Origin of the sequence: Kosakonia sp. AG348, assembly GCF_003337365.1 — a bacterium.
Lineage (GTDB): Bacteria > Pseudomonadota > Gammaproteobacteria > Enterobacterales > Enterobacteriaceae > Kosakonia.
Map to the genome: position 1 here is coordinate 133050 of NZ_QPJR01000002.1, position 12760 is coordinate 145809.

Annotated in this window: 12 protein-coding genes; 6 read left to right on the plus strand and 6 right to left on the minus strand. The window is 54.1% G+C overall.

The features are described from left to right. Positions 1-40 precede the first annotated feature (40 nt). Both DFO56_RS04485 and nifJ read right to left on the minus strand, forming a co-directional pair. Positions 41-253 carry a KTSC domain-containing protein gene (locus tag DFO56_RS04485; RefSeq protein WP_016495918.1) on the minus strand — a complete coding sequence of 71 codons (213 nt, stop codon included), beginning with the start codon at positions 251-253 and terminating at the stop codon, positions 41-43. A gap of 123 nt (positions 254-376) precedes the next feature. Then, positions 377-3901, minus strand: coding sequence for a pyruvate:ferredoxin (flavodoxin) oxidoreductase (gene nifJ, locus DFO56_RS04490; protein ID WP_045508121.1), 3525 nt, complete (start codon positions 3899-3901; stop codon positions 377-379). A gap of 235 nt (positions 3902-4136) precedes the next feature. Here nifJ and DFO56_RS04495 point away from each other — a divergent pair, with 235 nt between their 5' ends. The 3 genes from DFO56_RS04495 (at position 4137) to DFO56_RS04505 (ending at position 6662) form a co-directional block, all read left to right on the plus strand. After that, complete coding sequence (locus DFO56_RS04495) at positions 4137-4331, plus strand: CPCC family cysteine-rich protein (protein ID WP_072051622.1); 195 nt, start codon at positions 4137-4139, stop codon at positions 4329-4331. Between the two features lie 299 nt (positions 4332-4630). Then, positions 4631-6148 (plus strand): sensor domain-containing diguanylate cyclase, encoded by a 1518-nt coding sequence (locus DFO56_RS04500; protein WP_045508124.1) that lies wholly within the window; start codon positions 4631-4633, stop codon positions 6146-6148. Between the two features lie 247 nt (positions 6149-6395). Beyond that, positions 6396-6662: a DUF333 domain-containing protein gene (locus tag DFO56_RS04505; RefSeq protein ID WP_071925194.1), complete on the plus strand. Its 267-nt coding sequence runs from the start codon at positions 6396-6398 to the stop codon at positions 6660-6662. Here DFO56_RS04505 and hslJ read toward each other — a convergent pair. The 3 genes from hslJ to DFO56_RS04520 form a co-directional block, all read right to left on the minus strand. Next, complete coding sequence (hslJ, locus tag DFO56_RS04510) at positions 6656-7078, minus strand: heat shock protein HslJ (RefSeq protein WP_016495922.1); 423 nt, start codon at positions 7076-7078, stop codon at positions 6656-6658. The two genes, DFO56_RS04505 and hslJ, sit on opposite strands and share 7 nt — an antisense overlap. 111 nt (positions 7079-7189) lie before the next feature. Then, positions 7190-8179, minus strand: coding sequence for a 2-hydroxyacid dehydrogenase (locus DFO56_RS04515; protein ID WP_016495923.1), 990 nt, complete (start codon positions 8177-8179; stop codon positions 7190-7192). Positions 8180-8310: 131 nt separating this feature from the next. Next, positions 8311-8496, minus strand: a complete 186-nt coding sequence (locus DFO56_RS04520; protein ID WP_045508127.1) for a hypothetical protein — start codon at positions 8494-8496, stop codon at positions 8311-8313. Between the two features lie 171 nt (positions 8497-8667). Here DFO56_RS04520 and DFO56_RS04525 point away from each other — a divergent pair, with 171 nt between their 5' ends. The 3 genes from DFO56_RS04525 to DFO56_RS04535 are packed head-to-tail and all read left to right on the plus strand — an operon-like array spanning position 8668 to position 11829. After that, the gene (locus DFO56_RS04525; RefSeq protein WP_045508129.1) at positions 8668-11307 is read left to right on the plus strand and encodes a YdbH family protein; all 2640 of its coding nucleotides are present in this window, start codon (positions 8668-8670) and stop codon (positions 11305-11307) included. Then, the gene (locus tag DFO56_RS04530) at positions 11304-11495 is read left to right on the plus strand and encodes a YnbE family lipoprotein (RefSeq protein ID WP_045508132.1); all 192 of its coding nucleotides are present in this window, start codon (positions 11304-11306) and stop codon (positions 11493-11495) included. The genes DFO56_RS04525 and DFO56_RS04530 overlap by 4 nt, the downstream gene beginning before the upstream one ends. A gap of 7 nt (positions 11496-11502) precedes the next feature. Then, positions 11503-11829, plus strand: coding sequence for a YdbL family protein (locus DFO56_RS04535; protein WP_016495927.1), 327 nt, complete (start codon positions 11503-11505; stop codon positions 11827-11829). 217 nt (positions 11830-12046) lie between these two features. Here the strand turns inward: DFO56_RS04535 and azoR are convergent, their stop codons facing one another. Next, a complete protein-coding gene (gene azoR / locus DFO56_RS04540) occupies positions 12047-12652 on the minus strand; it encodes an FMN-dependent NADH-azoreductase (RefSeq protein ID WP_016495929.1) in 606 nt (201 codons plus the stop codon). Positions 12653-12760 lie beyond the last annotated feature (108 nt).

Sequence of the window (12760 nt, forward strand, 5' to 3'; positions counted from 1 at the left end):
TCCATCCTGACAGGAAATTAATGCAGCGGTAGCTACCTGTTCAGGCGACTTTTCTTTCCGGATATTTGCCTTTTACCACGCCATCATAAAAACGGCCTTTGGACACCACGGTAAGAAACAGAGAAAAGATACGTTCCGGCACGCCCTGATACTGGTAAACACTTTTATCGTGAAAACAGATTTCCAGCGTGCGGGTGCGTTCGTCATAACCGACAGAAGCGATGCGTGATGAGGTGACTGAGTGATGATGCATAAATTCGCTCCTTGCCGTGCGGACTGAAATTGTGATTATCAGCGCGCTTCCTGCGGGTGTCATGCTAAATCGGTGCGTTAAAAAAGCCACCGGCGTTAACCGGTGGCTTTTTCAGCGGCTGGCTTACTCCGCTGCGTTTTTCTCCGCTTTCCCTGCCAACTGGGCCAGGAAGTCATAGCGTTTTTGCAGGTCTGCGGCGGCATCTTTCCATAATTGTTCCGCCACTTCCGGCTGCTGCGCATTGAGACGACGGAAACGCTGCTCATTAAGCAGGGTCTCCGCCAGCGCATCGGATGGCGGCCGCGAGTCCAGCGCCAGCGGAACTTTCCCTTCTTCCTCACGGCGCGGATCGTAGCGGTACAGCGGCCAGAAACCGGTCGCGGTGAGCTGGCGCATCTGATCGTGGCTCAGCGCCAAATCATAGCCGTGCTCTTCACAGGGGCTGTAAGCAATAATCAACGACGGGCCGGGGTAGGCTTCTGCTTCCTGAATGGCTTTCACCGTCTGGTTGAGCTGCGCGCCGAGCGAAATCTGCGCGACGTAAACGTGGCCGTACATCATCATGCTGACGCCCAAATCTTTGCGCGCCTTGCGTTTGCCATGCTCGCCAAATTTGGTCACCGCACCGAGCGGGGTGGCTTTTGAGGCCTGGCCGCCAGTGTTGGAGTAACACTGGGTATCCAGCACCAGAATATTGACGTTCTCGGTCAGGCTCAGCACATGATCGAGGCCGCCAAAGCCGATATCGTATGCCCAGCCGTCGCCGCCAATCAGCCAAATCGATTTTTCGACCAGCGCATCGGCATCGGTCAACAGCTGTTGCGCACCTTCCACAGACGCCAGCGCGGTGCGCAGCTCTGCCACCTGTGCGCGGCGCGCTTCCGGGGTCGCTTCCGTGTGCAATGCCGCGTTCAGTTCCGCCGGAATATGTTCAGCGAATTGATCAATTAATCGCATAACACGCTGGCGGTGCTGATCCACACTTAAGCGGAACCCAAGGCCGAACTCGGCGTTATCTTCAAACAGCGAGTTCGCCCACGCCGGCCCGCGCCCGTTTTCATCGGTGGTGTAAGGCGTCGAGGGCAGGTTACCGCCATAAATCGATGAACAACCGGTGGCATTGGCGATCATCATCCGGTCGCCATACAGTTGCGTCAGCAGTTTGATATACGGCGTTTCGCCACAGCCTGAGCACGCCCCGGAATACTCAAACAGCGGGGTAATCAACTGCGAGGTGCGAATGTCGATGCGCTCCAGTTTGCTGCGGTCGATCTCCGGCAGGTCGAGGAAGAAGTCGTAATTCACTTTCTCTTCTTCAACGTGTTCAAGGCGCGACATCATGTTGATGGCTTTGATGTCCGGGTTCTGGCGATCTTTTGCCGGGCAAACTTCCACACACAGGTTACAGCCGGTGCAATCTTCCGGCGCGACTTGCAGCACATATTTCTGCCCGCGCATATCGCGGGATTTTACATCCAGTGAATGCAGGCTCGACGGGGCGTTTTCCATCGCCTGCGGCGAGACCACTTTGGCGCGGATCGCCGAGTGCGGGCAGGCGGCAACGCAGTGGTTACACTGGGTGCAAAGCTCCTCTTTCCAGACTGGGATCTCTTCGGCGATATTGCGTTTCTCCCAGCGCGTGGTGCCCACCGGCCAGGTGCCGTCCGGCGGCAGCGCGGAGACCGGCAATGCATCGCCAAGACCGGCCAGCATGGCCGCCGTCACGGTTTTGACAAAATCGGGTGCCGAATCAGAGACCACCGGCGGGCGATGGGCACTTAGCGGATTAACCGCTTCCAGCGGCACTTCGAACAGCGATTCGCGGGCCATCGCCAGCGCCTGCCAGTTTCGCTCCACCAGCTCCTGACCTTTACTGCTGTAGCTTTTGGCAATCGCACCCTGCAATTCAGCCAGCGCGCTGTCGCCCGGCAGAATATTTGTGAGATGGAAGAACGCCATTTGCATGACGGTGTTAATGCGGGCGGCAAGTCCACATTCACGGGCGATTTTCGCGGCGTTAACCACATAGAGACGCGCTTTTTTCTGGTTGAGCACCGCCTGCACTTCCTGCGGCAAACGTGACCAGACTTCATCGGCGCTGTAAGGCGTGTTGAGCAGGAAAATACCGCCCGGTTTCAGGCGCTCGGCCATTGGGTACTTATCGATAAACTGCAACTGGTGGCAACCGACAAAATCCGCCTGCGACACCAGATAAGCCGAGTTGATCGGTTTTTCACTGACGCGCAGGTGCGAAACCGTCAGGCCGCCAGCCTTTTTCGAGTCATAGACAAAATAACCCTGCGCGTACCACGGCGTAGAGTTACCGATAATCTTGATATTGTTCTTGGTCGCCGACACGCTACCGTCACTGCCGAGCCCATAGAACAGCGCTTCTAATTTCGCATGCGACGGCAGGGTGTTTTCCGGTAGCGGCAGAGAAAGGTTGGTCACATCGTCGTAAATACCGACGGTAAAACGCGGTTTGGGCTTCGCCGCGCGCAGCTCGTTAAAAATGGCCAGCACGCATTCGGGGCCAAACTCTTTTGACGACAGACCGTAACGCCCGCCAATCACCCGCGGCAGGGTTTCCCGCTCGCCGTTATTAAACGCCTCTGCCAGCGCGGTCATCACATCCAGATACAGCGGCTCGGCCAGGGCGCCCGGCTCTTTGGTGCGATCCAGCACGGCCACGGTTTTCGCGCTTTCCGGCAACACGGACAACAGATGCGCGGCGCTGAACGGGCGATAGAGGCGCACTTTCAACACGCCGACTTTTTCCCCGCGCATCAGCAGCTCATCGACCACCTCTTCGCAGGTACCGATCGCCGAGCCCATCAGCACGATCACGCGATCGGCTTGCGGGTGACCATAATATTCAAAAGGTTTGTACTGCCGCCCGGTGGCGGTAGCGAAATCGTCCATCGCCTGCGCAACGTGCGCGTACACCGCGTTGTACCACGGGTTGGTCGCTTCGCGAGACTGGAAATAGGTGTCCGGGTTGGCAGAAGTACCACGGATCACCGGATGTTCCGGGTTGAGCGCGCGGGCACGATGCGCATCAATTTCCGCCTGAGGAAGCAGGTTGCGAATGGTGTCATCCGCCAGCGGCACGATTTTGTTAATTTCGTGCGAGGTGCGAAAACCATCAAAGAAATGAATGAATGGCACCCGGCTTTTCAGTGTCGCCATGTGCGAAATGAGCGCGAAATCTTGTGCTTCCTGCACGCTACCGGCAGCGAGCATCGCACAACCGGTCTGGCGAACCGCCATCACGTCGGAATGATCGCCAAAAATAGAGAGTGCGTGGGTGGCAACGGTACGCGCGGCGACGTGCAGAACAAATGGCATTAACTGGCCCGCCAGCTTGTAAAGCGTGGGGATCATCAGCAGCAAACCCTGCGATGAGGTAAACGAGGTGGAGAGCGCACCGGTCTGCAAAGCTCCGTGTACGGCGGCAATCGCCCCCGCTTCCGACTGCATTTCCACGACGCGCGGCGTGTCGCCCCAGATATTTTTCAGGCCGTTTCCGGCCCAGGCATCGGCCTGTTCAGCCATCGTCGAGCTGGGAGTAATGGGGTATATGGCGATAACTTCACTGGTGCGGAAAGCGACTGACGCGACCGCGCCATTACCGTCAATAGTAATCATATGGCACCCTTGCATTGCTCAATAGAAAGGGGCTTGTGAAACGGCGGCAAGCCCTGTAGTTATTCTGTTATTTTAGCAAACCACTGCGCGCGCAATTTTCGCTTTTGTGTCCTGAGGTATAACGGGAATCAATGAATTGCGATTTAATGGCAGGTGATGGCGAGACCTGGTGACATGTGTGCAGGCGTTGCCTGTTACTCTCGCGCCGGAATGCATTTAATGAGGGAGAAAATCAATGACAAGACAGCTTTTGCGCTGCCCTTGCTGCGGTGGCGAAACGCTTACAGAAAGTGGTGCGTGGGAGATCTGTCCTGTTTGCCACTGGGAGGATGATCCGCTGCAGGCAGACAACCCTGATTTGGCGGGTGGGGCGAATGCGCAGAGTCTTAATGACGCTAAAAAAGCGTATCGTCGACAATTTCCCGCATAAATTGGCCGTGTAAAGCAGCAACGATCGTCGCGCTGCACGATAATAGAACGTGGAATCATCGCAATAACCATGTACGGTAAATGATGGCGGTGGGTAATCGCGCCTTGTTTAAAAAAAAGATAGTCATCTGTTCTTAACAAACAAGGATTTGCAATCCTGCTATTATCGGCCGTTGCGTTTGAGTACAGTAAATAACTTAATGAATTAAATGCTCTCAAACCTTTAGATGTGTGTTTTTGATACTTAAGATTTACAGTTACAGTCGTGCTTGTGAAGGAGTCGTAGCGGGTAAAAATAAGATGAAAAAAGAGATCTTTTTTGCGGCAAGTTTCATTACTGTTGTCTTTTTCGCGATATCCATCACGCTGATTGTTCAGATCCTGAGTACCAAAAACCATACGCGTAATGAACTTAATACGAATATATCCAACCTGAGCCATACCCTCGATACCTATTCAGAGGGAATTATCCGGCAAAGCGAGATGTTGATAAAAAATATTTCTGACATAACGGAAATATATGGCATGGATCCCGCGCAGTTAGTGAATATTAAGAAAATACTCGCCGACCAGAACCTGCTTCTCACCCAGATGAATAACATTATTATTTATGATGATAAAGGAAATAAAGTTATCGCTTTGCAGGAGAATTTTTTGGGCAGGAGTAATAGCGCCGACCGCTTTTTCTTCATCCACCACCGGGATAATAATTCAAAGGAGATCTTTATCGGCCCGCCTGTGGTGAGCAGAACAAATGGCCAGTGGGTGATCACCGTGAGTCGACGGCTGGAGGATAACGAAGGGAATTTTAAAGGGGTTACTGTATTGACGCTGAACATCGCCAATTTTTTGCAAACCTATGGAAAGCTGGACATTGGAAAGCAGGGCGCGATTGCGTTAACCAGCGACGCGGGGATCGTGCTTTTACGTTATCCTTTTGATGATAAATATATGGGTAAGGAAATTTCGGACTCGCCATTATTTACGGAATATTTAAAAAGAGGGAATTCCGGGATCGCAACGTCAGTGTCGCGTTTCGATAAAATAGAGCGCATTTATTCATTTCAAAAAAATAAACGCTATGGTTTGGTGACAACCGTTGCCGTTAGCATCGATGAAGCCATGGCTTCATGGCGTCGTCAGTCTGAAATTCTTGCTGCTATCATCCTGTTTCTTATCGGCTGCGTCAGTTTCTCCAGCTATTACCTTATTCAGGATGTTCGCAACCGTATCCGCATCGGTAAAGAGCTGTCGGCAGCAAAAGAGTCTCTGGCGTCTGAGAATGCCGAGTTGCAAGTGATGGCCACGGAAGATGGCTTAACCGGGCTGGCGAATCGGCGCAAATTCGATGAGGCTTTAGTGAACGAAGTGGCAAAATGTGCCAGCAACAAACAGCAGATTGCACTGCTATTAATTGATGTCGATTACTTTAAAAAATATAACGACAATTACGGGCATATTGCCGGTGACGGCTGTTTACAGGCAGTCGCCGATAATTTGAAAAAGACCATTAGCGAAACTTCTTTTCTGGCCGCCCGATATGGCGGAGAAGAGTTTGTGGTCATTCTGCCTGAAACGGCTGCGAATTCCGCCGGAAATATTGCCAGAAAGATAGGCCATAATATTAAGCTTGCGAATATTCCCCACCAGCAAAGCCCGCTTGGCGTCGTGAGTGTGAGCATTGGTGTTGCCGCCGGATCTGCCGCCGCATTGAATGGGCACGAGGCGATGCTCATCGAATTCGCCGATGAGGCGCTTTACGCAGCGAAATCTTCAGGACGCGACCGTGTTGTTACCTCAAACCGCCAAATTGCGTGATGCGCCCAAAGCGTGCCATTCGTGGCGATGTAGCCTGCGGAACGCCTGCCACTGAACCTGAGTTGACGAACCCGCTGAATCGCGGTTTGCGACGAAATGTGTTCACCCGCCCAAAAAAACGCAAAAAAAAGTTTCCAGGTCGCATAAAGATGCTTTTCAGCTCTCGACGTATTGCGTCTTGCTGCCTATGATGCTTGGGTTTCGCTTTTTTTAATTATCCTGAGGACACAGGGGCAGGGGGAGAGAAATGCGCGCAGCGTTTTTAGTAGGATGTGCCGCTTTATTATTATCGGCATGCAGCAGTGAACCCGTTCAGCAAGCGACCGCAGCACACGTAGCGCCGGGGCTTAAAGCCGCAATGTCAAATGGTGGTCAGGCGAACTGTGCGATGATTGGTGGTTCGTTGTCTGTTGCCCGGCAACTCGATGGTTCAATGGTGGGAATGTGCGCCTTACCAAATGGCAAACGCTGCAGTGAACAGTCGCTTGCCACCGGAAGCTGCGGCAGTTACTGAGCCTTCGCCGCGCGCGTGTAAATCAGGGTTTGCGTCGCCGTCGCCAGCGTCAGCTGGTTGTCAGTAAGATCAACCTGCGCGCCTTCGCTGAGCATCGCATTAATGGTGTGGTCCAGTTCATTACGCTGCTGGTCAGGGCAGAGCATCATGGTCATGCCCATCTGTTTGACGGTCAATTTGCCTTCAGAGAGTTTTCCCTGGCCCATAAAGCCGTTGCACATTTTGCCGGACACGCGCAGGTCTTTATCAAAACGGATTTCCGGGGCCGGGCCATTACCCTGCACGGCCTGGCCGTTCACGGTGGTCAGCACAAAACGCTGATCTGCCAGTTGCTGTGGTTTCAATGTGTCGGTGCGGGAACTCACACAGCCAGAAAGCACTACGCTCAACGCAACCAAAGTCATAATTTTCTTCATCTCGTCCTCTAAGGGGTTATCCATCACGTGGGGGATTCTAACAGGCTAAGCCTGGGCGTCATCGGGGTTTGTCCGAAAGGGTTCCCGTGCAGGCAGGGGAACCCCGGACAATCAGGCCAGCACGTTCGGGCAGGCTTCGCCGTCGCGTAACTGGCGCAGGTTTTCCAGCGTTGTTTCGGAAATGCTAATCAACGCCTCGGCCGTCAGGAATGCCTGGTGACCGGTAAACAGCACGTTGTGACAAGCTGATAAGCGACGGAACACGTCGTCCTGAATAACATCGTTGGATTTATCTTCAAAGAACAGATCGCGTTCGTTTTCATACACATCCATTCCCAGCGCGCCGATTTTTTGCGTTTTCAGCGCTTCTATCGCCGCTTGCGAATCCACTAATCCACCGCGGCTGGTATTGATGATCATTACGCCATCTTTCATCTGAGCAAAGGCGTCGCGGTTAAGCAGGTGGAAGTTTTCTGGGGTGAGCGGGCAGTGCAGGGAGATAACATCCGCCTGCGAAAACAGCGTCGGCAGATCAACATACTCCACGCCAAGCTCCAGCGCCGCTGCGCTCGGGTACGGGTCGAACGCCAGCAGGCGCATACCAAACCCTTTCAGAATGCGCAGGGCGGCAACGCCAATTTTACCGGTGCCGATAACACCCGCCGTTTTACCGTACATGGTGAAACCGGTCAGCCCTTCCAGGGAGAAGTTAGCATCGCGGGTACGCTGATACGCGCGGTGAATGCGACGGTTCAGGGTCATCATCATGCCAATGGCATGCTCTGCTACCGCTTCCGGTGAGTAAGCCGGAACACGCACGACCTGCAACCCCAGCTCTTTTGCCGCGTCAAGATCAACGTTGTTGAACCCGGCACAGCGCAGGGCGATAAACTTCACACCGAGCTTTTTCAGCTCTTCCAGCACCGGGCGGCTGCCATCGTCGTTAACAAAAATACAGACCCCATCACAGCCGTTCGCGGTTTTGGCAGTCTTTTCGGTTAACAGAAAGTCGAAAAATTCAAGATCGTAGCCATATTTCTCGTTTACCTGCTGCAAATACTTTTTATCGTATTGCTTTGTGCTGTATATCGCGAGTTTCATAAGACTTTCTCCAATGGTTTTCTACCCACATTATCACGTTTTAAAATTATTATGTAAACGTTCAAATTTTATTGACAACCATGGGCGCGGTGAATGTGTCCAGTTTCAGTATATCCGCTGTGACACGCCTGCTAGCGCAATTGTTTTAATGCGCTGCGTGCGCTCCAGCTAATAGCTGTCGCTGCAATAACCCCGATAAGCCATGGAATTTTGGAGTCGTGAAAGTAGTTAGCACTGAGATAATCGCTGAAGGTAAAGCAGGTGAAAACGGTGGTGCCACTAAACCAGCCGCGAATTAAAGAGCCTTTCGTGAACATACGCTGAATCCATAAGTAAATGATATTAAAACACTATTTTCTGTAACTACTGAAAATGCACTCGCCAGACTATGATTAAAACGGCTCGCGCCTTCAAAGGGGCGGTCAAACATGCCACAATAACCGCCAGAATCGGCTTAATCATATGCAAAATCAGGATATTAGCTACCCATGAAGGGTAAATACAAAGCCGCCATCGCACTGGTGTTACTGTTCCTTCTGTTGCCGCTTACGCTGCTGCTGACGCTTGCGCAATGGGTGCCGACGCTGGTCGGGATCTGGTTGCCAGCCGGTACGCGTATCGCGATGGAGGAGAGCCCGCGATTCACCCGACACGCGTTAAACATCCCCGATCTGCGCTATCTGGTCGGTGATTGTCAACTGGCATCATTACAGAACGCCGAACTCACACACCCCAGCCGCTGGCAGCTTCATATTGGCGCGCTGGATATTAACACCGCCTGCCTGAATAAACTGCCACAAAGTGAAACTGTTTCTGCCGCGCCGCGTACGCTGGCCGAATGGCAAGCCATGCTGCCTTATAGCTGGCTGACGGTGGAGCGTTTTACCGTTTCGCCGTGGAAAACGTGGGCAGGTAAATTATCCGCGTCGTTGACACCGGATGTGCAGCAACTTACTTATTCTGGCGAGCGCGTTGATCTCCATGCCCGTTTGCGCGGGCAGACGCTGACGGTTAGCCGCATGGCGCTGCGTCTTGTCGATGATCAGCCGCCGTTTACGCTCGGTGGCGAATTTACCCTGCCGGATGTTCCAGACAGCGTACCCGTTAACGGACATATGGAAAGCACCTTAACCCTGTCGCAGCAGCCGGGCGTGGTGGATGTCGATCTCGACTGGCGCGATAACGAAGGGCAACTGGTGGTTATGGCGCGCGATCAGGGCGATCCGCTACTCGATCTGCCGTGGCAGCTTACGCCCGAACAATTGACCATCAGCGATGGACGCTGGAGCTGGCCCTATCAGGGTTTTCCGCTTAGCGGTCGGGTCGGCTTAAAAGTGGATAACTGGCAGCAGGGGCTGGAAAAGGCGCAGTTCAGTGGCCGGTTAAACGTGCTGACGCAGGGCGACGCCGGGAAAGGTAACGCGGTACTGACAATTGGCCCTGGCCGTCTTGGTAGCGACAATAACGATATGCCGCTGCAGCTGACCGGAGAAGCAAAGCAGGGCGATCTGGTGTTTTATGCGGTGCTTCCCGCCCATCTGAGCGGCAGTATTGACGATCCGCAACTGGCTTTTACGCCTGGCGCGCTGCTGCGCTCGCGCGGACGGGTGATTGATTCGTTAAATATTGATGAAGTGCGCTGGCCGCTGGCGGGCGTCAAACTCACTCAGCATGGTATTGACGGGCGTTTGCAGGCCATCCTTCGCGCGCATGAAAATGCGATGGGGGATTTCCGTCTGCATCTTGATGGTCAGGCGCAGGATTTTCTGCCGGATAACGGCCTGTGGCGCTGGCGCTACTGGGGCGACGGCAATTTCACGCCGATGAACGCACGCTGGGATGTCGCCGGTCGCGGCGAATGGAATAACAACACGATCACACTTAACGATCTTTCAACCGGCTTTGACCAGTTGCAATATGGCGCGATGCACATGGCTGCGCCCCGGTTAGTGCTGGATGCACCAGTAAAGTGGGTGCGTGACGCGGCAAATCCGCAATTCACCGGCGCACTGACGCTGGATGCCGGGCAAACCAGCTTCAGCGCGGGAAGTGTCTTACCGCCTTCGACCTTGACATTCAGCATCGAAGGCAACGATCCAACCATGTTCCAGTTTAAGGGGGCGTTGCAGGCCGACACGATTGGCCCGGTGCAGGTTAATGGCCGCTGGGACGGTGAGCGTTTACGCGGGCAGGCATGGTGGCCGCGCCAGGCGCTCTCTGTATTCCAGCCGCTTATTCCCCCGGACTGGAAAATGAAGCTGCTCAATGGCGCACTGTATGCGCAGGTCGCCTTTTCCGCCGCAGCGGACCAGGGTTTTGAAGCGGGCGGTCACGGTGTGCTAAAAAGCGGCAGTGTCTGGACGCCGGACAACCAAATCAGCGGCGTCGATTTTGTGCTGCCATTCCGCTACCGCGAAGGGCGCTGGCAACTGGGAACCCGCAGACCGGTTTCATTGCGCATCGGTGAGATAACAAACCAGGTGACGGCGAAAAACATCACCGCTGATTTGCAGGGCGCGTGGCCGTGGAGCGAGGATAATCCGCTCGTTTTAAGCGATGTCAGCGTCGATGTGCTGGGCGGAAAAGTGACCATGCAGCAGCTACGTATGCCGCAGCACGACCCGGCACTGCTGCGTCTGAAGCACATTTCCGCCAGTGAGTTGATAAGCGCAGTGAATCCGAAGCAGTTCGCGCTTTCCGGGCCGTTTGACGGCGCGCTGCCGCTGTGGCTGGATAACCCGCAATGGATCATTAAAGATGGCTGGTTGCATAACCCCGGCCCGATGACGCTGCGGATCGATAAAGATACCGCTGACGCGGTGGTGAAGGACAACATGGCGGCGGGCGCGGCGATTAACTGGCTGCGCTATATGGAAATTTCCCGCTCATGGACGAAGATCAATCTGGATAATTTGGGGTTGCTGACGCTGCAGGCCACCCTGCGCGGCACCAGTTTTGTCGATGGCAAAAGCAGTACCGTGAATTTGAACTATACCCATGAGGAGAATGTATTCACCTTATGGCGCAGTTTACGTTTTGGCGACAATTTGCAGTCATGGCTTGAGCAACACGCGGCGCTACCGCAAGCCCGCTGCGCGAAGGGCGAAGAGTGTGAGGATAAAAAATGAGAACCCTGAAAGCCGTGCCCGTAGTGATGGCGACAATGCTGCTGGCCGCCTGCACGCCGCGGATTGAGGTGGCGGCGCCAAAGGAGCCGATCACCATCAATATGAACGTGAAGATCGAGCATGAAATTCACATCAAAGTGGATAAAGACGTTGAAACCCTGCTGAAAACCCGCAGCGACTTGTTCTGAGGCGATGATGAAAAAACGTGTCATAAGCGCGCTGCTGGCCGTTGGCCTTTTCAGCGCAACCGCTCAGGCGCTGACGCTTGATGAGGCCCGCACCCAGGGGCGCGTCGGTGAAACACTCAATGGATATGTCGCGCCGATAAGCCAGGATAAAGAGACGCTGGCGCTGGTGGAACGCATTAACAAAGCGCGCACTGAGAGCTACCAGCAACTGGCCGATCGCAACAACATCGCGGTGGATGACGTGGCCAGAATGGCCGGACAGAAACTGGTGGAACGCGCGAAGCCCGGCGACTACGTGCAGGGCATTAACGGTAAATGGATGAAGAAACCGTAAGCGGCGCGTTACCTTCCTGAGCAAGGTGCTGGGGCAACCTGCCAGCGCTTTCGCACTCCGGTGAATCAGCCACCGCGTCATGGGTTTGATAAAAAAGCGGGATGTGTCGTAACCACAGGCGGCGCGGGTAAGCATCCAGCCGATAATATTGCGGAAGGTGAATAGCCGGAAAAGCGGGGAAAAGCACCCTCCCACCAGGAGGTGAGAGGGGGAAATCTTAGGCAGCCACCAGGCTGTCGATTGCGGCTTTGGCGTCGGTCTGCGCTTTGGTCGCCACTTCCGGACCGTAAGCAATACCTTCTGCGAAGACAAAGTTCACATCGGTAATGCCGATAAAGCCGAGGAACAATTTCAGGTACGGCGCAACCAGATCGGACGGAGTGTCTTTATGGATACCGCCACGGCTGGAAACCACGATGACGCGTTTACCTTTCACCAGCCCTTCCGGACCTGCTTCGGTATAACGGAACGTTACGCCAGCACGTGCCACCAGGTCGAAGTAGTTTTTCAGCTGCGTCGGGATGTTGAAGTTGTACATCGGGGCGTTAATGACAATCACGTCATGCGCTTGCAGCTCAGCAATCAGCTCGTCGGAGAGTGCCAGTGCTTCCTGCTGACGCGGTGTCAGCGGGGCATCGCTTGGGCGCAGCGCGCCAACCAGTTCGCCATCCAGCACCGGGATCGGATTAGCGGCCAGGTCACGCACGGTAATGTGATCCGCCGCGTGTTTTTCACGCCACTGTTCAACGAAATAATCGGCTAACTGACCAGACTGTGAGTACCCTGCCAGAATACTGGATTTAAGAACTAAAACTTTGCTCATTGGGTGTTTCCTTTATTGTATTTGCAATGGGTTGCCCCGTGACGTCATGACACTCTATTCACAAAATCTCTACATGAATAGCGCAATATATCGAATCCTATGTTCGAA

Bases quoted from the DNA above. Each gene is read 5' to 3' on its own strand.
- DFO56_RS04530 (WP_045508132.1), top strand. From the start codon at position 11,304: ATGAGAACCCTGAAAGCCGTGCCCGTAGTGATGGCGACAATGCTGCTG.
- hslJ (WP_016495922.1), bottom strand. From the start codon at position 7,078: ATGAAGAAAATTATGACTTTGGTTGCGTTGAGCGTAGTGCTTTCTGGC.
- azoR (WP_016495929.1), bottom strand. From the start codon at position 12,652: ATGAGCAAAGTTTTAGTTCTTAAATCCAGTATTCTGGCAGGGTACTCA.
- DFO56_RS04500 (WP_045508124.1), top strand. From the start codon at position 4,631: ATGAAAAAAGAGATCTTTTTTGCGGCAAGTTTCATTACTGTTGTCTTT.
- DFO56_RS04515 (WP_016495923.1), bottom strand. From the start codon at position 8,179: ATGAAACTCGCGATATACAGCACAAAGCAATACGATAAAAAGTATTTG.
- DFO56_RS04495 (WP_072051622.1), top strand. From the start codon at position 4,137: ATGACAAGACAGCTTTTGCGCTGCCCTTGCTGCGGTGGCGAAACGCTT.
- DFO56_RS04535 (WP_016495927.1), top strand. From the start codon at position 11,503: ATGAAAAAACGTGTCATAAGCGCGCTGCTGGCCGTTGGCCTTTTCAGC.
- nifJ (WP_045508121.1), bottom strand. From the start codon at position 3,901: ATGATTACTATTGACGGTAATGGCGCGGTCGCGTCAGTCGCTTTCCGC.
- DFO56_RS04520 (WP_045508127.1), bottom strand. From the start codon at position 8,496: ATGTTCACGAAAGGCTCTTTAATTCGCGGCTGGTTTAGTGGCACCACC.
- DFO56_RS04505 (WP_071925194.1), top strand. From the start codon at position 6,396: ATGCGCGCAGCGTTTTTAGTAGGATGTGCCGCTTTATTATTATCGGCA.
- DFO56_RS04525 (WP_045508129.1), top strand. From the start codon at position 8,668: ATGAAGGGTAAATACAAAGCCGCCATCGCACTGGTGTTACTGTTCCTT.
- DFO56_RS04485 (WP_016495918.1), bottom strand. From the start codon at position 253: ATGCATCATCACTCAGTCACCTCATCACGCATCGCTTCTGTCGGTTAT.